Source organism: Nonomuraea guangzhouensis, from assembly GCF_019396345.1.
GTDB classification, from domain to species: domain Bacteria; phylum Actinomycetota; class Actinomycetes; order Streptosporangiales; family Streptosporangiaceae; genus Nonomuraea; species Nonomuraea guangzhouensis.
This window is the reverse complement of sequence record NZ_JAHKRM010000041.1, coordinates 52,374-72,503: the sequence shown is the minus strand read 5'-3', so window position 1 is coordinate 72,503 and position 20,130 is coordinate 52,374. Positions and strand designations below refer to the sequence as shown.

Below are 20,130 nucleotides of genomic sequence, written 5' to 3'. Positions count from 1 at the left end.
GAAGGCATGTGCGATCTGAGTCAGCAGGAAAGTCGGGACCTCAACGATACCCTGAGCAAGATCAACAGCCTGGCGGGGCAGGTGGAGACACACCGATCGAGCATCGAGCAGACCGCGTACATGGACCACGAGAACCTGGCCGCCCTCCTGTCCGACCTGGAGCGGCAGGTGGGCTCCGCCCGGGCCTGGGTGGTGGCCAAGCCCCACGAGCACGCCGGCCACTGACCCCTTCGTCAGGGGGTGCCGGTGGGCGGGATGCGGATGATGCGGTCGTCCTGGGCCACCGGGGCGCCGCGCCCGTCGCGGTTGCTGGTCGTCACCCACAGCCATCCGTCCGGCCCCACCGCGACCGCGCGCAGCCGCCCGTAGGCGCCCCGCAGCTCGGCGACCGGGGTCCCGGCCCCGCCGCTGCTCGTCAGCGGGACGGTCCACAGCCGGGTCCCGCCCAAGGCGCCGGCGAACAGCGTGCCGTTGGCGTACGCGAGCCCGCTCGGCGACGCCTCGGCCGTCGACCACGTGGCGATCGGGTCGCGGAAGGACGGGTTGCCGCAGACGCCCTCGCAGGTGGGCCAGCCGTAGTTGCCGCCCGCGACGATCCGGTTGACCTCGTCCCGGGTGTTCTGGCCGAACTCGGAGGCGTACATCCTGCCCTGCGCGTCCCAGGCCAGGCCCTGCACGTTGCGGTGGCCGTAGCTGTACACCCTGGAGCCGGCGAAGGGATTGTCCGTCGGGACGCCGCCGCTCGGCGTCATGCGCAGGATCTTGCCCGCCGGGGTGTTCAGGTTCTGGGCGTTGGCGGTGTTTCCGGCGTCGCCGGTGGACAGGTACAGCTGGCCGTCGGGGCCGAAGGCGATGCGGCCGCCGTTGTGGATGGAGGCCCGCGGCACGCCGGAGAAGAGGACGTTCTGGGTCTGCGGCGCGGTCAGCCGGAACCGTACCAGCCGGTTGTCGCTGCTCGTGGAGAAGTAGGCGTAGACCCACTGGTCCTGGGCGTACGTCGGCGACACGGCGATGCCGAGCAGCCCGCCCTCGCCGGAGGCGGAGACCCCGTTGACGGTGGCCACCCGGACCGGGGTCTGTCCCGGGCGTACTTGGAGAATCCTGGCGGTGCCGCGCTCGGAGACCAGCGCGCTGCCGTCGGGCAGGAAGGCCAGCCCCCACGGCACCTGCAGGCCGGTGGTGGACACCTGCGCCCGGGAGTAGTCGAAGCCGCCGATCGCCTGCGCGGCGGTGGGGATCGTGACCACGAGCCCCACGGCGGCTAAGAGAATCATGATCAGGGACGGGGTCGTTCGCACGCGCATGGCGGGCTCCTTGACCGATTTGTCGAGATCATCGTCAACGGCACCCTATGCAGTTTTCGACGCGTCAACAATGAGCTGATCCGTCACCTGTCGCGGCTCCGGCCCCGCGAGCTGCGCGTTCGGCCGCTTTCGACGATGTAATTTTCAAGGTCCGGTTCTCCACGCGCAGGCGTAGCCGGATGGCAGGCGGGTGTCGCCGGCCGGCCGACTGGCCTGGAAGCCGAAGGAGGTGCTCGCGCCGGGCGCGAGCGTCCCGTTGTGCGCGGCGTTGCCCGCCGTGGCGGCCTGGCCGCTTACCGTGAGGGAGACGTTCCACGACCCGGTGATCTGATGGCCGGACGGCAGGGTGAAGGTGACGCCCCAGCCGTTCGCGGCGCTCGTGCCGGTGTTGGTCACCGCCACCTGGATGACGTACCCGGTGCTCCACTGGCTCTGCACCGTCGCGGTGACCGAGCAGCCGCCCGTCCCGCCGTCGGCGCGCGTGGTCACGGTGACCGTCCCCGAGCGCGGCGAGCGGTTGCCGGCGGCGTCCTTGGCGTAGACGGCGAAGGTGTAGGACGTATTCGCGGCCAGGCCGGTGACGGTGGCCGTGGCGGTCGTGGCCGTGGCCACCGTCGTCTCGCCCGCCGGCTGCACGCGGACCACGTCGTAGCCGGTCACGCCCACGTTGTCGGACGAGGCGGACCACGACAGGCTCGTGGACGAGGAGGTGGTCTCGGACGCGACCGGCGTGCCGGGCGCGGTGGGCGGGCTGGTGTCGTCCTGCGACTGCCCGTACGTCAGGCCGGAGCCGTACGGAAACAGCGGTGTCTTGCCGTCGCCCGCGTTGATCGGCTGCTGGGAGGCGCTGCTCATCCAGGTCATGGGCAGCTTGCCGGTGGGCTGTACCGTGCCGAACAGCACATCGGCCACGCCCTGGCCCTCGGTGCCCGGCAGCCAGGCGGCCATCAGGGCGTTCCAGCCGGGCAGCTGGGCCGCGATGTCGAGGGGGCGCCCCGAGACCAGCACGACCACGACGGGCACCCCGGCCGCGCGCAGGGTGGCGATGGTGTTCAGGTCGGTGGTGTCCAGGCCCAGGCCGCCTGGGCGGTCACCCTGGCCCTCGGCGTACGGCGTTTCGCCGACCACGGCGATCGCCACGCGATAGGAGCCGTCGATGCCGCTGCCGTCGCGGCTGTAGGTGACGGTCGTGGCCGAGCCGGCGGTGTTCCTGATGCCCTGCAGGATGGTGGTGCCGGGGGTGATGGCGCCGGACGAGCCCTGCCAGGAGATCGTCCAGCCGCCGCTCTGATTGCCGATGTCGTCCGCGCTCTTGCCCGCCACGAAGATCTTGCCACCCCGGGCGAGCGGCAGGATGTTCCCGGCGTTCTTCAGCACGACCTGCGACTTGGCCACCGCCTCGCGGGCCAGGGCGCGGTGCGCCGAGCTGCCGACGGTCGCGGTGTAGGACCGGTCGGTCAGCGGTTTCTCGAACAGGCCGAGCTCGAACTTCTTCGTCAGGACGCGCCGGACCGCGTCGTCGACCCGGGCCGTGGTCACCCGGCCCGCCTGCACCTCGGCCCGTAGCAGGTCGATGAACCGCCGCCAGGCCGTGGGCACCATCACCATGTCGATGCCGGCGTTCACGGCCGTGCGCACGTCGAGCGCGGAGGTGCCGGCGGCGCCGTCGATCTGGTCGATGCCGTCCCAGTCGGAGACCACGAGGCCGGAGAAGCCCAGCTCGCCCTTGAGCACGGTGGTGATCAGGTACTGGTGCCCGTGCAGCTTGGCGCCGTTCCAGCTGCTGAACGAGATCATCACCGAGCCCACCCCGCGCTCCACCGCGGCCCTGAACGGTGGCAGGTGGATCGCCCGCAGGTCGGCCTCGGACAGCTGGGTGTCGCCCTGGTCCACGCCGCCCGTGGTGCCGCCGTCGCCGAGGTAGTGCTTGGCCGTGGCCAGTACGGAGGCCGGGCCGTTCAGCACGGCGCCCTGCAGGCCGGTCACGATCGTGGCCATGGACGAGGCCAGCTCGGGCGTCTCGCCGAAGGACTCGTACGTGCGGCCCCACCGGTCGTTGCGTGCCACGCACAGGCAGGGCGCGAAATCCCAGTCCACGCCGGTGCCGGAGACCTCCTCGGCCACGGCCCGGCCGACCCGCTGCGCCAGCGCGGGGTCCCGGGTCGCGCCGAGCCCGATGTTGTGCGGGAAGATCGTGGCGCCGACGACGTTGTTGTGGCCGTGTACGGCGTCGACGCCGTAAAGGAGGGGGATGCCCAGCGGCGTGGCCAGGGCCGCGTTCTGGAAATTGTCGTACATGTCCGCCCAAGACGCGGCCGTGTTCGGGGACGGCCCGGAGCCGCCGCCCGACAGCACCGAGCCGAGCCGGTACGTCGTGACGTCGGCGGCGCTGACCGAGCCGCGCTCGGCCTGCGTCATCTGGCCGAGCTTCTCCTCCAGCGACATCCGGCCCATCAGGTCGGCCACCCGGGTCGGCACGGGCAGGGTCGGATCCTGGTACGGGTAGGCGGCCGACGCGAAAACGGCCGGCCCGGCGACCGTGCTGGACACCCCGGGAACGCCCAGCAGGGCGGCGACCAGCAGCGTCACGGCCGCCCGCGTCGGCCAATTCAGGCTCGCGTTTCTCATGGCCCGCCATTCTTGGTTGATCGAAGTTGGGAGCGCTCCCAAGCTCGACTCTAAGTCACCGCTCCGCCATTTCTCTGGCCGCTCACCATGCCATCCCGGCCAGTCCGCAGTACCAGCGGAAACAGCCGAGATCGGGTGAAACTTTCACGTGGAACCTGGTAAAAGGAAATACGTCGATCGGCGGCTGAAACTTTCACCTGACTCGGTAACATCACCGGCTCGGTCGCCGAACTGCTTTTCGCTGCTCGCCCCCTGAATCGACCACGGCACGCATGCGCTGGCGCACGCGTTGACTCTCGCCTGTCATTGTCTTCACTCATGCGGTCAGATACGGTCGCGCCACGCGGGAGCGCTCCCACTATCCGAGACCCCCACCGGAACATGGAGACCGCACCATGGCCCACGCCCAAGTCCGTACATCCCGCTGGGCGCTCCGCGCCCTGGTCCTGCTGCTGGCCGCGGCGACGCTCTACGCCATCTCGCCGACCGGCACCGCTTCGGCCCACGGATCCGTCGTCGACCCGGCATCCCGCAACTACGGCTGCTGGCTACGCTGGGGCAACGACTTCCAGAACCCCACCATGCAGCAGAAAGACCCCATGTGCTGGCAGGCATGGCAGGACAACACGAACGCCATGTGGAACTGGAACGGCCTCTACCGCGACAACGTCGGCGGCAACCACCAGGCGGTCATCCCCAACGGCCAACTGTGCAGCGCGGGCCGGACCCAGGACGGCCGCTACCGATCCATGGACACACCAGGCGCCTGGACGATGACGAACCTCGGCGGCACCTTCAACATCCGCCTGAACGACCAGGCCAGCCATGGCGCCGACTACATCAGGGTCTACATCACCCGCCAGGGCTACAACGCCACGACCACCGCCCTGGGCTGGAACCACCTGGAACTTGTCCGCGAGACCGCCAAGTACGCGCCGGGCCAGACGTACATGATCAATAACCTGACCAGTGCCGGACGCACGGGCCGCCACGTCATCTACACGATCTGGAAAGCGTCGCACATGGACCAGACGTTCTACTTCTGCAGCGACGTCAACTTCACCTGAGCCCCTCAACCTCCGCCGGGCGCGCCCGGACTCCGGGGGACTGGCCAGGCAGGTCGATGGACAGGAGGCCGTGGATGGCGGTGTACCGCAGTGATCGCTTCTAGGAGCCCGAGTTGACGTAGTGGCGGACGAGCGGCGCCAGGTAGTCCACGCACGCGTCCTTGAGTCCTGCTACCTCGGCCGGGGAGCGGATGAAAGCGATCCGCTCCAGCTCCGGATCGCGCCCCTGTGCCGCCTCGGCGGACGTCAGAGCGGCGAACCGCTCGCGCAGCAGCGATGTCGGCTGGTGCGGGGCCAGGAACACCACGCCCACGCTCCCGTTCTCGCCGCGCGTGACCAGCCACAGCGACAGGTCACTCGGCGCCGTGCCGAGGCCGGTCTCCTCGGCCAGCTCCCGAGCGGCGTGCGAGCGCAGGGCGGCCGTATCGAGGCCCGCACCCTCGGCGGGCGGTTCGACCGCTCCACCAGGTAGCTGCCAGCGACCAGGGGTGGCCGTCGACGCCGACATCCGCCCCACCAGCAGGCTCCCGTCATCAGTCGCCGGTTGCGCGACGGCGACGAAAAGAGACGGCAGCCACGAGGTGGCCCCCGGAACCCAGCGCAGAGCGCGGTGGCGGTAGGTCGTCCTCGCCCAGGTGAGAACCACGCTGTGCGGCCCATCCTGATCCAGCCCCGCGCACGCTGCCACCGGCCCGTCGAAGAGACAGGGGTTGGCCTGGACCGCCTCCTCCCACAGGCGATCCATGGCCACCCGCTCAGCAGGCGGCACCCGCGGCGCGGCGTCCTCGATCAGGCGGAGCCGGCGAACTTCCAGAAGACTGGCCTCACGAGGCCGCGGCAATGGCTCGGTCACCAACTCATGCTGGCACATCACAACCGAACACCAACGGCGGCGCTCACCGTGCGCGAAAAAAAAGCCCTTCTGCGCGAAACCATTCGGCTCGTGATTCTGCGTGAGTCGCAGCAACGTTTGCCAGTCAGTTTGGACAGCACTTGGGAGCCGGTCAGGCCAGGAAATATCATTGAGAATCAGACCGGTTCGGCGCCCGGCGCGTGGTCAACGTGGCCGTTCTTGGCGCGCTGCTTGCCGGTAATGAGTTCAGGGCGGCTGACGGCGCTGCAGTCGGATCCCACTACGCCTATCTAACTTGACCTGGAGTTCGCTCCAGCAGCCAGACTCTCCCTCGGGCCCGGATACGGCGGGCCGGACTGGAGAGACGGCATGAAATATCGGACGATTGGCACCGACTCGACGACTCGCCGTGAGGTAAGCGTGCTCGCCCTCGGCGCGATGCTGTTCGGCTCGGTGACCGATGAGAAGACGTCTTTCGCCATCCTCGACCGCTATGTCGAGGCCGGCGGGACGTTCATCGACACGTCCAACAATTACGCTTTCTGGACCGACGGCAGCCAAGGCGGGCAGAGCGAGGAACTCCTCGGTCGCTGGCGTCGCAGCCGGGGCATCGGCGAGGAGATCGTGATCGCCACCAAGCTGGGGGCGCGGCCGCTCGCACCCGGCACCAGCTACGACGGCAACGCCGAGGGGTTGTCCGCAATGACGATCCGGGAGTCGGCCGAGCGCAGCCGGGAACGGCTCGGCGTGGACAAGATCGACCTGCTTTATGCGCACATCGAGGATCGAACAGTGCCGCTCGGCAACACCGTCGAGGGCTTCGGCGAGTTGGTGGCGGAGGGCACGGTTGGGCTACTCGGGGTGAGCAACCATGCGATCTGGCGGGTGGAGCGGGCCCGTGCCCTGGCCGCTGCGGCGGGGGTGGCCGGGTACGAGGTGCTGCAGTACCAGCACAGCCATCTGCGCCCTCGCTTCGACATGCCCGAATCGATCTTCGAGGACGGTAGCCTCGGGCATGCCGGAGCCGAACTGCTCAGCTACCTACGCGCTGAGCCTGGCCTGACCCTGGTCGCCTACTCGCCGCTGCTAGGTGGCGCCTACACCAGGGAGGATAAGCCGGTGCCGCCGGACTACGACCACCCCGGAACTCCTGCCCGGATGGCGGTGCTGCGCCAGGTCGCCAATGAGAGCGGGGCGAGCGTGAACCAGGTGGTGCTGGCCTGGCAGATCGGCGGCCGGTTCCCGGTGATCCCGCTGGCTGGTGCGTCGTCGGTGGCGCAGTTGGAGGAGAACCTCGCTGCGGTGGACCTTGAACTGACCGAGGAGCAGCGGGTCCGCCTAGACGCGGTCCACTAGTGGAGGACCGTCAAGGGCGTGCGTATCCAGATCACGCGTACTGATGCCGTCCCAGGTGACCACGCCTTGGGTGGGCAGGTTGAGCCCGGACAGCAGTTTCATGAGCGTGATCTTGCCGGAGCCGTTCTCGCCCACCACGGCGACGATCTCCCCTCGGCGGACCTCGAAGTCCACCTCGTGCAGGGTGTCGTGGCCGGCTTCGGGGTAGCGGTAGGTGACGCGGTGCAGGGCGACATGCAGGGGTGGACCGGCACGATGGCTCCCCGGTCCAGGCGTTGCCCGGCTACCTCCTCGATGAAGGATTCCCAGTCGTCCATGTACCGGCCGGTGCGCATGCGGGCAGGTCGGGCAGCGCCTGGATCCGCACTTAACCGAGTGCCGGCGGGTGCTCGGCTGGACGGCGTCCCCAGGCCGAGATCAGCGGCGCGAGTGTCAGGTCGAGTTTGCCCGCGTGGATGGCGGCCAAGTGCGCGTCGATCTCGGCGTCGTCGGCCAGGCCGGCCGCGAGCAGCTCGCCGCGCACGTGCCGGATGGTCGCCGCCTCCAGCCGGTCGCAGGCCAGCCCGCCGACCGGGAAAGAGCCCGACGCGGCGACATCTATCAAGCCGGCCTCACGCAATGCCCGCGGCAGTGTCCGGCCGTAGCGCAGGTCCGCGCCGCGGCGCGTCAGCAGCTCCCGGACCGCGTCGCGCATCCGGTTGGCTCGCCGCTGCGCCGGGCCGCTGTCGTCCAGGCATGCCAGTGGCTGCAGAGCGGTATCGGCGTCCTCGACCAGAAGCCAGCCGCCGGGCCGCAGCGCCGCCACCATCGTGGCCAACGCCCAAGCCCGGTCGGGTACATGGATCAGCACGAGCCGGGCGTGCACCAGATCGAACGTCCCCGGCTCCGGGGGCGGATCAGCGGCGACGTCGTGCCGGCGCACCTCGTACCCGCCGCCTGCCTTCAGCCACGACGGGTCGATGTCCGTGGCCAGCACGTGCCCGGTCGGACCGACGGCCGCCGCGAGCGCCTCCGGGATACTGCGGCCACCGGCCCCCACCTCCCAGCAGCGCGAGCCGACCCTGACCCCCAGCCGATCGAAGTGCCCCCGCGTCACACCGTCGAACAGCTCGGCCAGCCAAACGAATCGCTCGCCCGCCTCTGCGCGCGCGTTGTCCAGCAGGTACCCGCGGGCGGGAGCGGGCTCTCCACCGAGCGCGGTAGTCCCGCCTGTCGGATCCGGTCGGTCACCGACGTGCGGCGGGCGGGGCGAGGAGGTCATCGCTACATGGTCATCGTCCCAGTCCACCAGCGCCACGATGACGGGAGAGGGATATCTCACACAGCCGGCGAACCCCGCACGTCCTACAGCACGGTTCTGCACCGTGACGCGCCGGAAGGGTTGTTTTTCGCTGGAACCTACGGGTGGCCCCGTAGGCGGGGTGGCCGACGGTGCCAGGAGCGATGGCGACAGCCTGGCGGGGTCTGCGGCGACCCGTCGGCGGTGTCGACGCTGATGGCGGGCATGGCCGCTGGTCAGGGTTGCACCGCTGTTCCCCAAGACCGTGTAAGGCACGTAGAGATCACGCCTTCGGGAGATGGTGTCCCGCGCACACCACCCTTACACCACCACCGACTACAACCCGCTCAACATGCTCATCGCCGAGGGCCGCGCTCTACTGATCGACTGGGCGTGGCCCACGCGGGGAGCCGGGTGGATCGACCCGGCGTGCCTGAAGGTTGGAGTCAACGTCAGCTAGCCCGGCTGCTCACAGGCGGGTCGCCTCGCTGACCAGAAGACCAGCGTCCCGGACAATCAGCCTCACGGTGTCGTCCAGTGTGCTGCTCTCGTCGATGATCGTCTCCATTGCGTCGGGCAGGACGTCCTGCTCGAGGTACCACGGCCGCATGTCATCGGGGCCGAACTGGGCGCGCTGGGGCCGCGTGTCGTGCCTGCGGAGTGTCTCTTGCCAGGAGACATCCAGGTAATAGCCGCGGAGGGATTGCCCGGTGACAGACCTCCCCGACGCGCTCAAGCAGCGGAGGTGCGGCCTTCCGGGCCGAGTGAACCCGTGCCACATCCTGCCCGCGGATTCTGTCGGTGGCGCATGGGAGGCTCGCGAGGACGCGGGAGGAGGGCTTATGGAAGTGCGGGGGATCACGGACAGCCCGGTGGGCTGGGTGGCCGGGCATATCCAGAAATACGTCGAAATCGACGGCGCTTCCGGGCACCGCTACCAGCGCAAGGCACAGTGGAGGCTGCCCGTGGTCGTCATCGACCGAACGGAGGTCGCCGGATGACGGCCGACCGCAGGCAGGGCCGTCCCGCGTTTCCAACCCGCACGGCGGTCCGGTCGGCTGACTGGGACGGCCGGGACCTGGCGCAGGAGACCTACCATCAGGTGCTGTTCGTCGACGTGGACATGACGGAGTTGACGAACAGTGGCTCCGTCTTCGAGGAGTGCACCTTCAGCAGTGTCCGGTTCAACGTGTCCGAGCACGAGGACGCGCTGTTCCTCAACTGCACGTTCTCGCGCTGCTCGTTCTTCGACGCGACGTTCAAGGCGTGCAAGATGACGGGCAGCATGTTCGACGGCTGCTCCTACGGGCTGCTGAAGGTCGAGGGCGGCGACTGGTCGTTCACCGGTCTGCCCGGCGCCGACCTGCGGGGCAGCGCTTTTCACGGGGTACGTCTACGCGAGGCCGACCTGACGGGCGCCCGGTTGGAGAAGGCCGAGGTGTTGCGCTGCGACCTTTCGGGGGCGTGGCTGAACGGCGCCGACCTCACGGGCTGCGATCTGCGGGGCAGCGACCTGTCCGACCTGGACCCGTCGACGGTCACGTTGAAGAAGGCGATCATCGACTCCTTCCAGGCGACCGTGGTGGCCACCGCACTGGGCTTCGACGTCCGCGCATAGGAGGGTTGTGCCGCTTCGGTCGCCCTCGTGGCCTCACCGATGATCACATTGCCGCGCGGGGCCTGTGGAACGTCCGATGAGGTCGAGGAGCGCACGAACGTCCGCGAAACCGCCCGGTGTCCGCCGGCTGTGGGGGCGGGCGTCGTCCCGGGGGGCGAGGAGCGTGCCGGCGTCCGTGAAGCCGCCCGGTGTCCGCCGGCTGCGAGGGCGGGCGTCACCCCAGGAGATCGAGGAGCGTGCTGGCATCAGGCAGCCTTCGTCAGCCGGTGACCGCGCGGAGGGCTCCCGGTTGGCGGCCGGTGAGGCGGTCGAGGGCGGTCGAGGTGGTCTCGTCGGCCGGTAGGTAGACGATCAGGCGCTGGCCCTCGATGTCCGGCAGGTCGAGCGTCTCGTACGACAGCCGCAGCTCGCCCGCCAGGGGATGCACCAGCCGTTCCGTCCCCGCGCGCTGGGGCAGGCCGGCCGCTTTCGACAGGCGGGTGGCGAACGGGGCGCCCGCGAGGACGGTCAGCTCCTCCGACAGGTGACGGACATGCGGATCGGCGCGGGACGATTCGATCTTGAGGCTGGCCACCTGCTCATCCGCCACCCGCTCCCAGTCGGGGTACACCGCCCGCGCCCGGACATCGGTGAACACGAACCGGACAAGGCTGGGCGGCACCCCGTCGAGCAGGCCGACGGGGGCGGCGAGACGTTCGTAGCCGGTGGTGTGGGCGAGTATCTCGCTCAGCCGGTTGACGAGAATGGCGGGCGTCGGCTCGAGCCGGTCGAGCAGGGCTCGTACGGTCGGACGGACGACGCGGGCCGGCGGGATGGCGGACGGGCAGAGGGAGTCGCCGTCGACGACCTTGGAGAGCCGGCGCAGGTGGAGGCGTTCGGCCGAGCCGAGACGCAGGGCGTCGGCGAGCGCGCCGAGCACCTGGCTCGAAGGGTGGCGGTCGCGGCCCTGCTCCAGGCGCGAGAGGTATTCGACGCTGATCCCGGACAGCGTGGCCAGCTCCGAGCGGCGCAGGCCGGGCGTGCGCCGCCGGGTGCCGCTGGGCAGCCCGGCCTCGGCAGGCGTGATGGCCTCGCGTCGGGCACGCAGGAAGGCGCCCAGCTCGTTCGTACTCACGCCTCGGACACTACCGGCCCGGCTCCGGCGGATCGTGGCCCTGTCAGTGCCAGTCTGAGCCCGGCCTTCCTCGGTCGTGGACGGCGCGGCAGGGTCGAGGGCATGACAAGAACACAGACTCTCAAGCTCGCTGTGCTGATCGGCAGTGTCAGGGAGGGCCGGTTCGGCCCGGTGATCGCGCGGTGGTTCACGGAGCAGGCGCGGTTGCATGACGGGTTCGACATCGATGTGATCGATCTGGCCGAGACGCCCCTCCCCGCAGCACTGCCCGCCGGTCTGGAGGATCTCGTGGCCACGGAGACGCGCCCGCCCGCGATGGCCGAGCTGGCCAGAAGGGTGGGCGCGGCGGACGCGTTCGTCGTGGTGACGCCCGAGTACAACCACAGCTTCCCGGCCTCGCTCAAGAGCTTCATCGATTGGCACTACACCGAGTGGCAGGCCAAGCCTGTCGCGTTCGTCTCATATGGCGGGTTCGGTGGCGGGGTGCGAGCCGTCGAGCACTTGCGGCAGGTGTTCGCGGAGGTGCATGCGACGACCATCCGGGACATGGTCACGTTCGACAACCATTGGCAGCGCTTCGACGCCGACGGCCGCCCCCTGGACCTCGACGGGGTGAACGGCGCGGCCAAGACGCTGCTCGACCAGCTCGCCTGGTGGGCCGCCGCGCTGCATGACGCGAGGGCACGCGTGCCGTACGTGTCCTGACGGCGTATCCGCGCGTGAGAGGGACGCGCCCCCGCGCACCGAAGGTCTCCTGTCGGCGTACCCCGCGCAGGCGAGGGTCGCGGTCGCGTACCAACATGTCCGGACTTGACGGGTTAGTGAGTCCTCACTCACGATAGGCAGTGGGCTGATGAGGAGGCGCCATGAAGCTGACGATCTTCGGAGCTACCGGAGGCACCGGTGTCGAGCTGCTCCGTCAGGCGCTCGCCGCCGGACACGAGGTGACAGCGGTGGTACGCGACCCCCGGCGGCTGCCCGCCGACCTGCCCTCCGGCCTCGACATCCGCCAGGCCGACCTGATGGATCCCGACGCCATCGCGCCCGCCGTCAAGGACCGCGATGCCGTACTGTCCGCGATGGGCTCCCGCGATCGGGCGCCCACCACGGTGTGCGCCGACAGCATCAGCGCCATCGCCACGGCGATGGCGCGTGGGCGCACGCGGCGCCTGCTCATGACCAGCGCCGGCGGCCTCGTGACCGACGCGGGCGACGGGGTGTTCGTCCGGTACGTCATCAAGCCGCTCATCGTGCAGCGGCTCTTCAAGCACTCCTACGCCGACCTGCGCGAAGCCGAACGGCGGCTACGGGCAACGAACCTCGACTGGACCATCGTGCGGCCGAGTCGTCTCACCGACAGCGGGCTGACGGGCCGTTACCGCACGGCGTGGGACGTCAACCTCAGGGGCGGTCTCAGTACGACCCGCGCCGACCTGGCCCACTGCCTGCTCGCGCTGGCCGCTGATCCCGCGTCGGTGCGCCACGCCGTTTCGGTGGCCATCTGAGTGCGTGCCGGAATTCTTGATGTCACATACTCTTGATGCCATCAAGAGTTGTTGCTAGAAAGAGTAGAGGTGATCGCTCCGACGGCAGAAAGATCAGGCGTGGAGACTTCTGAGGACCGGTTCTTCCGTGAGTTGGGCGGTGCCTGCGCCGAGATGCGGCAGGCGTTCGCGCGGCATGTGGGGATGAGTTCGTCCAGGCTTCAGTTGCTGATGCGACTGTGGAGGAACGGGGAGACCAGTCACAGCGACCTGCGTCAGGCCCTGTCTCTGGACGGGGCGAGCGTCACCCGGCTGATCAAAGAGTTCGAGGCCGAGGGGATGGTCGGCCGCCGCATCGATCCGGCGGACAACCGCTACACCCTGGCCAGCCTGACACCCGCCGGTGAGCGGGCGGCCACCGACCTCGAGCGGTCTCACCAGGACTACCAGGTGCGGCTGCTCGACGGCATCTCCGCGCACGAGCGGGAGATCGTCCTGAGTGCCCTGGAGCGCCTGCGCGCCGCCATGGCCGGGATCGACCCGGCCGGCGGGCCGATCGTCCGCCCTGAGACAGGAGCGAGCAAATGACCGACGACGTCAGAGCTGTTGGGTGGCGCATGTACGAGGCGTTCAACACCCATGACTTCGGAGCCGCCGAGAGCATCTTCGCCGCGGATTTCGTCAGCCACCCCCTGGGCACCACCGGCGCCGAAAGCGTCACCCGATCATGGACGCGGTTCCACGAGAGGTTCCCCGACGTCGAGGTGGTCGTCGAGGACATGCTCGTCGACGGGGACAAGGTCGCCGTCCGCACCACCCTGCGCGGGATCCCGGCCGATGCCGCCGGGCAGCGTCCGCCGACGATGCTGGAGATCTTCCGGGTACAAGACGGACGCATCGCCGAACTGTGGGGCGTGTCCACGCTGAGGTGACCGCAGGCGCGGCTTTCCCTCAACTGTCGTCGGGCGTCTTGGTGGCCTTGCGGCGCCGGAAGCCGAAGCGGGCCAGGGCGATGAACGCGACCTTCAGCACCACCAGCGCCACGACGACGTTGGCGGCCATGCCGGCCCACGCCGAGTTCGCCACGACGGTGCCGGCCAGCCCGACGTGCAGGCCGATGATCACGACCACGGCCGCCGCGAGCAGGATCGCCTGGAGGTTGGAGCGCAGCCGGCCTCGCCGGGGTGCGGGTGTCAACGCGCCCTTCTCCGGAGCGTCGGCGTCGGAGGTCTCGGTCCGATGCCAGGTCACGGTCAGCGGATCGCGCTGGCTGAAGCGCTCGAAGTCCCGGCTGACGACGTCCCGGATCTGACGCAGGCCGTCTTCGTCGGCGGCCTCGATGAGCAGCGTAAGGGCGTCGTCCTCGGCGGTGAGCGTGCACCGGCCCCACGGGGTGAAGGTGACCGTCCCGTCGGTGTCGGACCATTCGGCGGTTACCCGCAGCTCGCGGCGGTCCATCATGCCGCGCAGGTGCATGCGCGGCGTGTGGCCGCCGCCGCCACGGCCCATGGCGGCGGCGTGCTTGCAGAACTGGACGAGGTACCGGCTCGCACGCTCGGTCTCGATCTGGGCTGTCAGGGTCGGCATCGCATTCCTTCTGGTCGCCGGGGTGGCGTTCTGTCGACATCAGATTTATCGATACATACTGTCTCTGTCAACGTCATTATGTTTCGAGCATCAACGGCATGTATGATCGAGGCCGTGCCCAAGTTGTGGAACGAGACGATCGACAAGCATCGCGCCGCGGTGCGGGACGCGGCCCTGGACGCCATGGCCACGCTGGTGGCGGAGCACGGCCTGGTCGCCTTGACGATGTCGCAGATCGCCGAGCGGGCCGGCATCGGCCGGGCGACGCTGTACAAATACTTCCCCGACGCCCACGCCGTCCTCACCGCCTGGCACGAACGTCAGATCACCACGCACCTCGACCAACTCGCCGCCGCCGACGACCCCGCTGACCCGGCACTCGTACGCCTGCAAGCCGTCCTGCGGACCTACGCGCGGATCCAGCACCACTCAGCGGCGCACCACGGCGGCGAACTCGCCACGCTGCTGCACCGCGACGAACACGTCGACCGCGCGCGGCGACGACTACGCGACTTCATCCAAGACCTGCTCGCCGAGGCCGCCCGAGCGGGTGAGGTGCGCGACGACGTACCGGCCGATGAACTGGCCGACTACTGCCTGCACGCCCTCACGGCGGCCGGCGCCGCCCCCGGCCACGACGCGATCCACCGCCTGGTCGCCGTCACCCTGGCCGGACTACGGCCATGACCGTTCCGCACAACTGAGTGCCGCACCCGCCGCTGCGCGCCGCCCTGATGCAGGGCATCGGCTACGGTGCGCAGGACGCTATGGTCAAATATGTGCGCATAATGACGCGGGGTATGACGCCGCAGTTCACGACACCGACCGAGGACCCGCTGATGATGCGGCGACCCGGCGCCCGGCCGGCGGCCTCCCGGGCGCTGCTGTTCAGCGCGGCCGACCGGCGGAAGATGGCCGACGGTGCGGATCCGTCGCCCGCGTCCATCGTGCGCTTCTGATGGGGGGTGTGACCGTAGAGGCCGGCGCGCCTCCGGCCCGGGCGCTCAACTCCACGTTGATCGTGGTGTGCCAGAGCATGCAGGGTCTCGCCTTCGGGGCTATCGCCCTGTTCCTCCCGCTCATCCGGCACGACCTCGGCATCAGCCCCTCGCAGGCGGGGCTGCTGGCCGCCTCCGGCACCTTCACGTACGCGCTCATGCAGATCCCGTCCGGGTATCTCTCGGACCGGTTCGACGCCAAACGCCTGTTCGTGATGGGCCTGCTCGGCGTCAACGTGCTCTCGCTCACCTTCTCCCTGCTCGACTCCTACGGCTGGCTGCTGGCGAACCAGGCGGTCTCCGGAGTCTTCCGGGCGCTGGTGTTCGCACCTGGCCTCATGCTGATCAGCCGCCAGTTCCGCGAGGATCGCCGGGCCACGGCCATGGGCCTCTACGTGGCGGGCGGATTCTCCTCCAACATCCTGCTCAACGCGCTCGGCCCGGTGCTGGTCGGTCCCTTGGGCTGGCGCTGGCTGATGGTGATCTTCGCGGCCAGCGGCATGCTGGTCGTGCTGGCCTTCGCCAAGCTGGGCGACTCGGCCCCGCCCAAGGCCGAGGCCAGGCCGCCGACCTGGGCGGACGCCCGCGAGCTCCTGTCTCACCGTGCCGTGTGGCTGAGCGGCTTCATCCAGTTCGTCCGCCTCGCGGTGGTCACCGGGATGGCGTTCTGGTTACCCAGCCTCATCGTCGAGGAAAAGGGCTACTCCCTGGGCACGGCCGGCGTCGTCGTGGCCATTGGAGCGGCGGTCACGGCCCCGTCCAACTTCCTCGGCGGCTGGGTGTCCGACCGCCTCGGCCGGCCCCTGGCCGTCGTCGGAACCTCCCTGGCCATGCTGGCCGTCACGATCTTCCTGATCCCCTTCGTCGACACTCTCCCCGCGCTGATCGCGGTGATCGCGGTGAACTCGATCTTCCTTCAGCTCTACTTCGGGCCGCTGTTCGCCGTGCCGCTGCAGTACGTCGGCACCACCAACGCGGGCCTGGTCACCGGCTTCAGCAACTTCTGCGCCAACCTCGGGGGAGTGGTCTTCTCCTTCGGGCTGGGCGCGTTCAAGGATGCGACCGGCTCCTTCGACGGCGGCCTGTGGGCGCTGGCCGGTCTGTGCGCCGCCGCCCTGTCGGTCACGTGGCTGATCTCCCGCCTCCCTACGGAACGGACATCTCGATGAGCACCCGCCCCTGACCCTCGACCCGCACCTGCCGAAGGCCGCGCTCCAGCGCGGCCTTCGACAGAGCAGTCCTCCGGTCTACAAATCGCACTCCGCAAGGATCATCGTCCACGACGCGGCCGGCAGCCGCGCCGTCAGCCGGTCACCGTCAGCCTGTACGGTCAGCGGCTGCGGAAGGGCCTCCACCCGGTGCGGGTCGTCCCCGGCGGCGATCACCGAGGCCGACACCGGCCGGACCGCCGCCGGGAGCCGGACGGTGAGGTCGAGGTCCTGGTCGGGCGAGCGGTTGACGGCGAACAGCGCCACCTGGGACTCGTCGACGGTGGCCACCGCCGACAGCGCGGGCGCCTCGCCGTACCGTTCGGTCTCCAGGAGCGGCCCGGACGGCTCCACCCGCAGCACGGTGCCGCGCGCGTGCCGGGCCGTCAGCGCGAACGGGTGGAAGATCGTCTGACGCCAGGCCGGGCCGCCGGGCTCGGTCCTGATCGGCGCGATGATGTTGGCGAGCTGCGCCTGGCAGGCGATGCTCACCCGGTCGGTGTGCCGCAGCAGCGTGATCAGGAAGTCCCCCACCACCACGGCGTCGGCGGCGGTGAAGGTGTCCTCGATCAGCTCCGGCGCCTCCTGGAACGGCGAGCGCTCGCGCCCGGCGAACCGGCTCTGGTTCCAGACGTTCCACTCGTCGAAGGACAGGTTGATCTTCTTCTTGCGCCGGAGCTTCGCCCCGATGTGGTCGGCCGTGGCCACGATGGCCGAGATGTAGCGGTCCATGTCCACGGCGCTGCAGAGGAAGCCGGGCAGGTCGCCGTTCTCCTCGTAGTAGTTGTGCAGCGACAGGTAGTCGACCGCGTCGTAGGCGTGTTCGAGCACAGTGGCCTCCCACGCGCCGAACGTCGGCATCCCGCTGTTGGAGCTGCCGCACAGCACCAGTTCGAGGTCGGGGTCGACGAGCCGCATGGCCTTGGCGGTCTCGTTCGCGAGGCGTCCGTACTCGTGCGCGGTCTTGTGGCCGATCTGCCAGGGTCCGTCCATCTCGTTGCCGAGACACCAGAGCTTGATCCGGTACGGGTCGGTCACTCCGTGTTTGACGCGCAGGTCCGACCACTGCGTACCTGACGGGTGGTTGGTGTATTCGAGCAGGTCACAGGCCTCCTGGAGGCCCCGGGTGCCGAGGTTGACGGCCATCATCGGCTCCACCCCGGCGGCCCGGGTCCAGGTCATGAACTCGTTGAGCCCGAACGCGTTCGTCTCGATCTGCCGCCAGGCCAGGTCCAGCCGGGTGGGCCGGTCGGGGCCGACGCCGTCCTCCCAGCGGTAGCCGGAGACGAAGTTGCCTCCCGGGTAGCGGACCACGCTCACGCCCATCTCGCGGGTCAGCTCCAGCACGTCGGTGCGGAAGCCGTTCTCGTCCGCCGCCGGGTGACCCGGCTCGTAGATGCCGGTGTAGACGCACCGGCCCATGTGCTCGACGAACGAGCCGAACAGGCGCCGGTTGACGGGGGCGATGCGGAAAGAGGGGTCAAGGGTCAGGTGTGCTTGCGGCACAGGTCAGGCTCCTCGGTAGACGCGTACGTAGTCGAAGTCGGCGTTGACGGCCGGCTGGGCCCCTCCGTGGGCGACCAGGCCGAGGCGCACGGCCGTGTCCTTGGGGAAGGTCCACACGCCGCCCCAGGTCCAGGTCTTGCCGTCACGGCTGGATCCGGCGCGGAACTCGTGCTCCCCGTTGGCCGGGTCCACGTGGTGCGCCAGCCGCAGCCAGGTGGTCCTGGCGGGCGGGCCGACGATGTTGCCGCCGTAGGACAGGCGGTCGGCGAAGGTCAGCTCGCGGCCGTACTCGACCTGGCGGGTGTTCCAGATGGCGACCTGGGACAGGCGGGCGAAGTCGTCGTCGGAGGCGTAGGCGACCAGCCCGGCCTGCTGGTAGTTGCGTACGGCGTCCTCGCCCAGGTCGAGCGTGACCTTGGTCTCCACGACGTAGTCGCCCTTGGGGGCCTCGCGCAGCAGCACCGACGCCTTGTTGGCGGCCCCGACCAGGTCGGCGCCCTCGACGGGCCAGCGCAGCACGCCCTCCTCGGTCCTGGCCGCGGCGTCCTGCCGCACCCAGGTCCAGCGGGAGTCGAGCGGCCCGTTGAACTCGTCGGCGTCCAGCAGCCTGCCCGTACGCGGCGTCGGCACCGCCTTGGTGACGGCCTTGAACAGCGGGGCTGCAGAGACGTTGTCGAAGTCGGCGCTCCCGTCGGCGACCAGCCCGATCGGGCCGTTCGCGCTGCCCGTGACGGTGACGCTCGCCTGCGGGTCACGCAGCCGGGCCTCGGTCACCTCGGCGGTGATCGTCCGTCCCTTGACGGTGACGGCCAGGTTGTGCCAGGTCGCGGCCCCTCCGGGCAGCGCCACCGTACGGGACGCGCCGCCCGAGGTGAGCGTCAACCCGTCGCGCGAAACGACCGCGGTCGTGCCGCCGAGGCGAATCCCGGCGGACTTGTCCGTCTTGAGGTCGGTCTCGACGCGGACGTCCCCACCGAGCGACTTGCGGCTGATGAGGGTGCCCTGGCCACGGACATGTCCCTCCTGCACGGTCCAGCCGGCCGTGTTCCGCCAGCCCGACAGATCGCCCGCGAACCGATCGTTCACGACGCCGCGGGTCACCGGCGTCTGCCGCGACTGTTCGGAAGGCCCGGCCCCGGCACGCACGGTCGGCCAGCCGTCGATCCAGTCCAGCCGGTCCAGCAGCATGGGCCGCTCGTTGATCCCGTACGGCTCGTCCAGGAACGGGTCGCTTCGATCGATGGCGTGGTAGAGCATCCAGTCCTGACCGGAGAGGTCGGTGAGCTGGGCGTGGTGGCCGGTGCCGATGAAGCGGTTGCCGTTCTGGTCCAGGACAGGGGTGCCACCGGCGCGCGAGGCCAGCAGCGGCACGCCCTCGCGGTCGACGAACGGCCCGCGCGGGCTGGTCGAGCGCCCGGCCAGCACCGAGTAGCCGGTGGTCGGCCCGGCGCAGCAGTTCGCCGAGGAACCGAGCAGGTAGTAGTAGCCGTCGTGGCGCACCACGTACGCGCCCTCGAACTTGTTGTCGATCGCGACCTGCTGCGGCTGCCCGGTGGCGCGCAGCCCGTCGGCGGACAGCTCGGTCACCCACAGGCCGCCGAAGAACCCGCCGAAGTACAGGTACTTGCGCCCGTCCACGTCGGTGAACTGCGCGGGGTCGATCGTGTTCCAGTACGAGTTGCCCGAGGGACGTGGGGCGACGACCGGGGCGTCGATGTGCGTCCACGGCCCGGTCGGCGTGGGCGCGGTGGCGGCGCCGATCGAGTAGTCCCAGTTGGCGGGCGTGGTGGCGGTGTTGGTGACGGTGAAGTACATGACGTACCGGCCGTCGAGGTAACGGATGTCCGGTGCCCAGAACAGACTGCCCGGCGCCGCGTACGACGGCAGGTTGTCCGGCCCGAACGCGTCGCTCACGTACGTCCAGTTGACCAGGTCGCTGGAGCGGGCGATCGGCAGGTTGTGCAGGACCTTCTCGCCCTCGCGCAGCGGGTCCGACGTGCCGTAGGAGTACCAGTAGCCGTCCTGCCCGCGGATCACCGACGGGTCGGCGAACGTGTCGGAGAAGGAGTCGGACACTGGATTGGTGAAGAGGGAGAGGATCAGCGTGGCGATGACAGCCAGGTGCATG

23 protein-coding genes are annotated in these 20,130 nt (G+C 69.6%); 13 read left to right on the top strand and 10 right to left on the bottom strand.

Annotated features, from left to right (window positions below; genetic code table 11):
* Positions 1-6 precede the first annotated feature (6 nt).
* Positions 7-225 (top strand): hypothetical protein, encoded by a 219-nt coding sequence (locus tag KME78_RS54050; RefSeq protein ID WP_219537852.1) that lies wholly within the window; start codon positions 7-9, stop codon positions 223-225.
* 8 nt (positions 226-233) lie between these two features.
* Here KME78_RS54050 and KME78_RS54045 read toward each other — a convergent pair whose 3' ends face one another.
* Both KME78_RS54045 and KME78_RS54040 read right to left on the bottom strand, forming a co-directional pair.
* Positions 234-1,304 carry a PQQ-dependent sugar dehydrogenase gene (locus tag KME78_RS54045; protein ID WP_219537851.1) on the bottom strand — a complete coding sequence of 357 codons (1,071 nt, stop codon included), beginning with the start codon at positions 1,302-1,304 and terminating at the stop codon, positions 234-236.
* Positions 1,305-1,448: 144 nt separating this feature from the next.
* Positions 1,449-3,932, bottom strand: coding sequence for a glycoside hydrolase family 3 N-terminal domain-containing protein (locus tag KME78_RS54040; protein ID WP_219537850.1), 2,484 nt, complete (start codon positions 3,930-3,932; stop codon positions 1,449-1,451).
* A gap of 395 nt (positions 3,933-4,327) precedes the next feature.
* Here KME78_RS54040 and KME78_RS54035 point away from each other — a divergent pair, with 395 nt between their 5' ends.
* Complete coding sequence (locus KME78_RS54035) at positions 4,328-4,999, top strand: lytic polysaccharide monooxygenase auxiliary activity family 9 protein (protein WP_219537849.1); 672 nt, start codon at positions 4,328-4,330, stop codon at positions 4,997-4,999.
* Positions 5,000-5,099: 100 nt separating this feature from the next.
* On the opposite strand, the gene KME78_RS66805 is transcribed toward KME78_RS54035, so the two are convergent.
* Positions 5,100-5,852: an NUDIX hydrolase gene (locus KME78_RS66805; RefSeq protein WP_219537848.1), complete on the bottom strand. Its 753-nt coding sequence runs from the start codon at positions 5,850-5,852 to the stop codon at positions 5,100-5,102.
* A gap of 369 nt (positions 5,853-6,221) precedes the next feature.
* Between KME78_RS66805 and KME78_RS54025 the strand changes: the two genes are divergently transcribed.
* Positions 6,222-7,208: an aldo/keto reductase gene (locus tag KME78_RS54025; protein ID WP_219537847.1), complete on the top strand. Its 987-nt coding sequence runs from the start codon at positions 6,222-6,224 to the stop codon at positions 7,206-7,208.
* On the opposite strand, the gene KME78_RS65545 is transcribed toward KME78_RS54025, so the two are convergent.
* Both KME78_RS65545 and KME78_RS54015 read right to left on the bottom strand, forming a co-directional pair.
* On the bottom strand, positions 7,191-7,382 hold the full coding sequence (locus KME78_RS65545; RefSeq protein ID WP_308127488.1) for an ATP-binding cassette domain-containing protein: 192 nt from the start codon (positions 7,380-7,382) through the stop codon (positions 7,191-7,193). The genes KME78_RS54025 and KME78_RS65545 overlap by 18 nt on opposite strands.
* A 193-nt stretch (positions 7,383-7,575) precedes the next feature.
* Entirely contained in the window at positions 7,576-8,469 is an 894-nt protein-coding gene (locus KME78_RS54015) for a methyltransferase domain-containing protein (RefSeq protein WP_219537846.1), read from the bottom strand.
* Between the two features lie 316 nt (positions 8,470-8,785).
* Here KME78_RS54015 and KME78_RS54010 point away from each other — a divergent pair, with 316 nt between their 5' ends.
* Positions 8,786-8,947 (top strand): hypothetical protein, encoded by a 162-nt coding sequence (locus KME78_RS54010; RefSeq protein ID WP_219537845.1) that lies wholly within the window; start codon positions 8,786-8,788, stop codon positions 8,945-8,947.
* Between the two features lie 9 nt (positions 8,948-8,956).
* Here KME78_RS54010 and KME78_RS54005 read toward each other — a convergent pair whose 3' ends face one another.
* Positions 8,957-9,223, bottom strand: a complete 267-nt coding sequence (locus KME78_RS54005; protein ID WP_219537844.1) for a P-loop NTPase family protein — start codon at positions 9,221-9,223, stop codon at positions 8,957-8,959.
* A gap of 106 nt (positions 9,224-9,329) precedes the next feature.
* Here KME78_RS54005 and KME78_RS54000 point away from each other — a divergent pair, with 106 nt between their 5' ends.
* Together KME78_RS54000 and KME78_RS53995 are read left to right on the top strand one after the other, a co-directional pair.
* A complete protein-coding gene (locus KME78_RS54000; RefSeq protein WP_219537843.1) occupies positions 9,330-9,488 on the top strand; it encodes a hypothetical protein in 159 nt (52 codons plus the stop codon).
* Positions 9,485-10,105, top strand: coding sequence for a pentapeptide repeat-containing protein (locus KME78_RS53995; protein ID WP_219537842.1), 621 nt, complete (start codon positions 9,485-9,487; stop codon positions 10,103-10,105). The genes KME78_RS54000 and KME78_RS53995 overlap by 4 nt, the downstream gene beginning before the upstream one ends.
* A gap of 259 nt (positions 10,106-10,364) precedes the next feature.
* Here KME78_RS53995 and KME78_RS53990 read toward each other — a convergent pair whose 3' ends face one another.
* Positions 10,365-11,219: a helix-turn-helix transcriptional regulator gene (locus KME78_RS53990; RefSeq protein WP_219537841.1), complete on the bottom strand. Its 855-nt coding sequence runs from the start codon at positions 11,217-11,219 to the stop codon at positions 10,365-10,367.
* 102 nt (positions 11,220-11,321) lie between these two features.
* Here KME78_RS53990 and KME78_RS53985 point away from each other — a divergent pair, with 102 nt between their 5' ends.
* The 4 genes from KME78_RS53985 to KME78_RS53970 all read left to right on the top strand — a co-directional run bounded on the left by KME78_RS53985 (position 11,322) and on the right by KME78_RS53970 (position 13,635).
* Positions 11,322-11,924, top strand: coding sequence for an NADPH-dependent FMN reductase (locus KME78_RS53985; protein WP_219537840.1), 603 nt, complete (start codon positions 11,322-11,324; stop codon positions 11,922-11,924).
* A 161-nt stretch (positions 11,925-12,085) separates the two neighbouring features.
* Positions 12,086-12,724 carry an NAD(P)-dependent oxidoreductase gene (locus KME78_RS53980; RefSeq protein ID WP_219537839.1) on the top strand — a complete coding sequence of 213 codons (639 nt, stop codon included), beginning with the start codon at positions 12,086-12,088 and terminating at the stop codon, positions 12,722-12,724.
* Between the two features lie 99 nt (positions 12,725-12,823).
* On the top strand, positions 12,824-13,291 hold the full coding sequence (locus KME78_RS53975) for a MarR family winged helix-turn-helix transcriptional regulator (RefSeq protein ID WP_219537838.1): 468 nt from the start codon (positions 12,824-12,826) through the stop codon (positions 13,289-13,291).
* Positions 13,288-13,635, top strand: a complete 348-nt coding sequence (locus tag KME78_RS53970) for an ester cyclase (RefSeq protein ID WP_219537837.1) — start codon at positions 13,288-13,290, stop codon at positions 13,633-13,635. The genes KME78_RS53975 and KME78_RS53970 overlap by 4 nt, the downstream gene beginning before the upstream one ends.
* Positions 13,636-13,654: 19 nt before the next feature.
* On the opposite strand, the gene KME78_RS53965 is transcribed toward KME78_RS53970, so the two are convergent.
* Positions 13,655-14,290 carry a DUF2218 domain-containing protein gene (locus KME78_RS53965; protein ID WP_219537836.1) on the bottom strand — a complete coding sequence of 212 codons (636 nt, stop codon included), beginning with the start codon at positions 14,288-14,290 and terminating at the stop codon, positions 13,655-13,657.
* A 114-nt stretch (positions 14,291-14,404) separates the two neighbouring features.
* Here KME78_RS53965 and KME78_RS53960 point away from each other — a divergent pair, with 114 nt between their 5' ends.
* From KME78_RS53960 to KME78_RS53950, 3 genes are all read left to right on the top strand, one after another.
* On the top strand, positions 14,405-14,977 hold the full coding sequence (locus KME78_RS53960; protein WP_219537835.1) for a TetR/AcrR family transcriptional regulator: 573 nt from the start codon (positions 14,405-14,407) through the stop codon (positions 14,975-14,977).
* 113 nt (positions 14,978-15,090) lie between these two features.
* Complete coding sequence (locus KME78_RS53955) at positions 15,091-15,249, top strand: hypothetical protein (RefSeq protein WP_219537834.1); 159 nt, start codon at positions 15,091-15,093, stop codon at positions 15,247-15,249.
* 8 nt (positions 15,250-15,257) lie between these two features.
* Positions 15,258-16,457 (top strand): MFS transporter, encoded by a 1,200-nt coding sequence (locus KME78_RS53950; protein WP_219537833.1) that lies wholly within the window; start codon positions 15,258-15,260, stop codon positions 16,455-16,457.
* 78 nt (positions 16,458-16,535) lie between these two features.
* Here KME78_RS53950 and arfA read toward each other — a convergent pair whose 3' ends face one another.
* The gene (gene arfA / locus KME78_RS53945; RefSeq protein ID WP_219537832.1) at positions 16,536-18,002 is read right to left on the bottom strand and encodes an arabinosylfuranosidase ArfA; all 1,467 of its coding nucleotides are present in this window, start codon (positions 18,000-18,002) and stop codon (positions 16,536-16,538) included.
* 3 nt (positions 18,003-18,005) lie between these two features.
* Positions 18,006-20,129, bottom strand: a complete 2,124-nt coding sequence (locus KME78_RS53940) for a glycoside hydrolase family 43 protein (RefSeq protein ID WP_219537831.1) — start codon at positions 20,127-20,129, stop codon at positions 18,006-18,008.
* Between the last annotated feature and the right edge of the window lies 1 nt (position 20,130).

Coding starts and splice junctions, on each gene's coding strand:
- KME78_RS54035 (WP_219537849.1), top strand. CDS start 4,328: ATGGCCCACGCCCAAGTCCGTACATCCCGCTGGGCGCTCCGCGCCCTG.
- KME78_RS53980 (WP_219537839.1), top strand. CDS start 12,086: ATGAAGCTGACGATCTTCGGAGCTACCGGAGGCACCGGTGTCGAGCTG.
- KME78_RS54000 (WP_219537843.1), top strand. CDS start 9,330: ATGGAAGTGCGGGGGATCACGGACAGCCCGGTGGGCTGGGTGGCCGGG.
- KME78_RS53985 (WP_219537840.1), top strand. CDS start 11,322: ATGACAAGAACACAGACTCTCAAGCTCGCTGTGCTGATCGGCAGTGTC.
- KME78_RS53940 (WP_219537831.1), bottom strand. CDS start 20,129: ATGCACCTGGCTGTCATCGCCACGCTGATCCTCTCCCTCTTCACCAAT.
- KME78_RS54015 (WP_219537846.1), bottom strand. CDS start 8,469: ATGACCTCCTCGCCCCGCCCGCCGCACGTCGGTGACCGACCGGATCCG.
- KME78_RS54010 (WP_219537845.1), top strand. CDS start 8,786: ATGGTGTCCCGCGCACACCACCCTTACACCACCACCGACTACAACCCG.
- KME78_RS54045 (WP_219537851.1), bottom strand. CDS start 1,304: ATGCGCGTGCGAACGACCCCGTCCCTGATCATGATTCTCTTAGCCGCC.
- KME78_RS53995 (WP_219537842.1), top strand. CDS start 9,485: ATGACGGCCGACCGCAGGCAGGGCCGTCCCGCGTTTCCAACCCGCACG.
- KME78_RS54025 (WP_219537847.1), top strand. CDS start 6,222: ATGAAATATCGGACGATTGGCACCGACTCGACGACTCGCCGTGAGGTA.
- KME78_RS54040 (WP_219537850.1), bottom strand. CDS start 3,932: ATGAGAAACGCGAGCCTGAATTGGCCGACGCGGGCGGCCGTGACGCTG.
- KME78_RS53970 (WP_219537837.1), top strand. CDS start 13,288: ATGACCGACGACGTCAGAGCTGTTGGGTGGCGCATGTACGAGGCGTTC.
- KME78_RS53965 (WP_219537836.1), bottom strand. CDS start 14,290: ATGCCGACCCTGACAGCCCAGATCGAGACCGAGCGTGCGAGCCGGTAC.
- KME78_RS53955 (WP_219537834.1), top strand. CDS start 15,091: ATGACGCCGCAGTTCACGACACCGACCGAGGACCCGCTGATGATGCGG.
- KME78_RS54050 (WP_219537852.1), top strand. CDS start 7: ATGTGCGATCTGAGTCAGCAGGAAAGTCGGGACCTCAACGATACCCTG.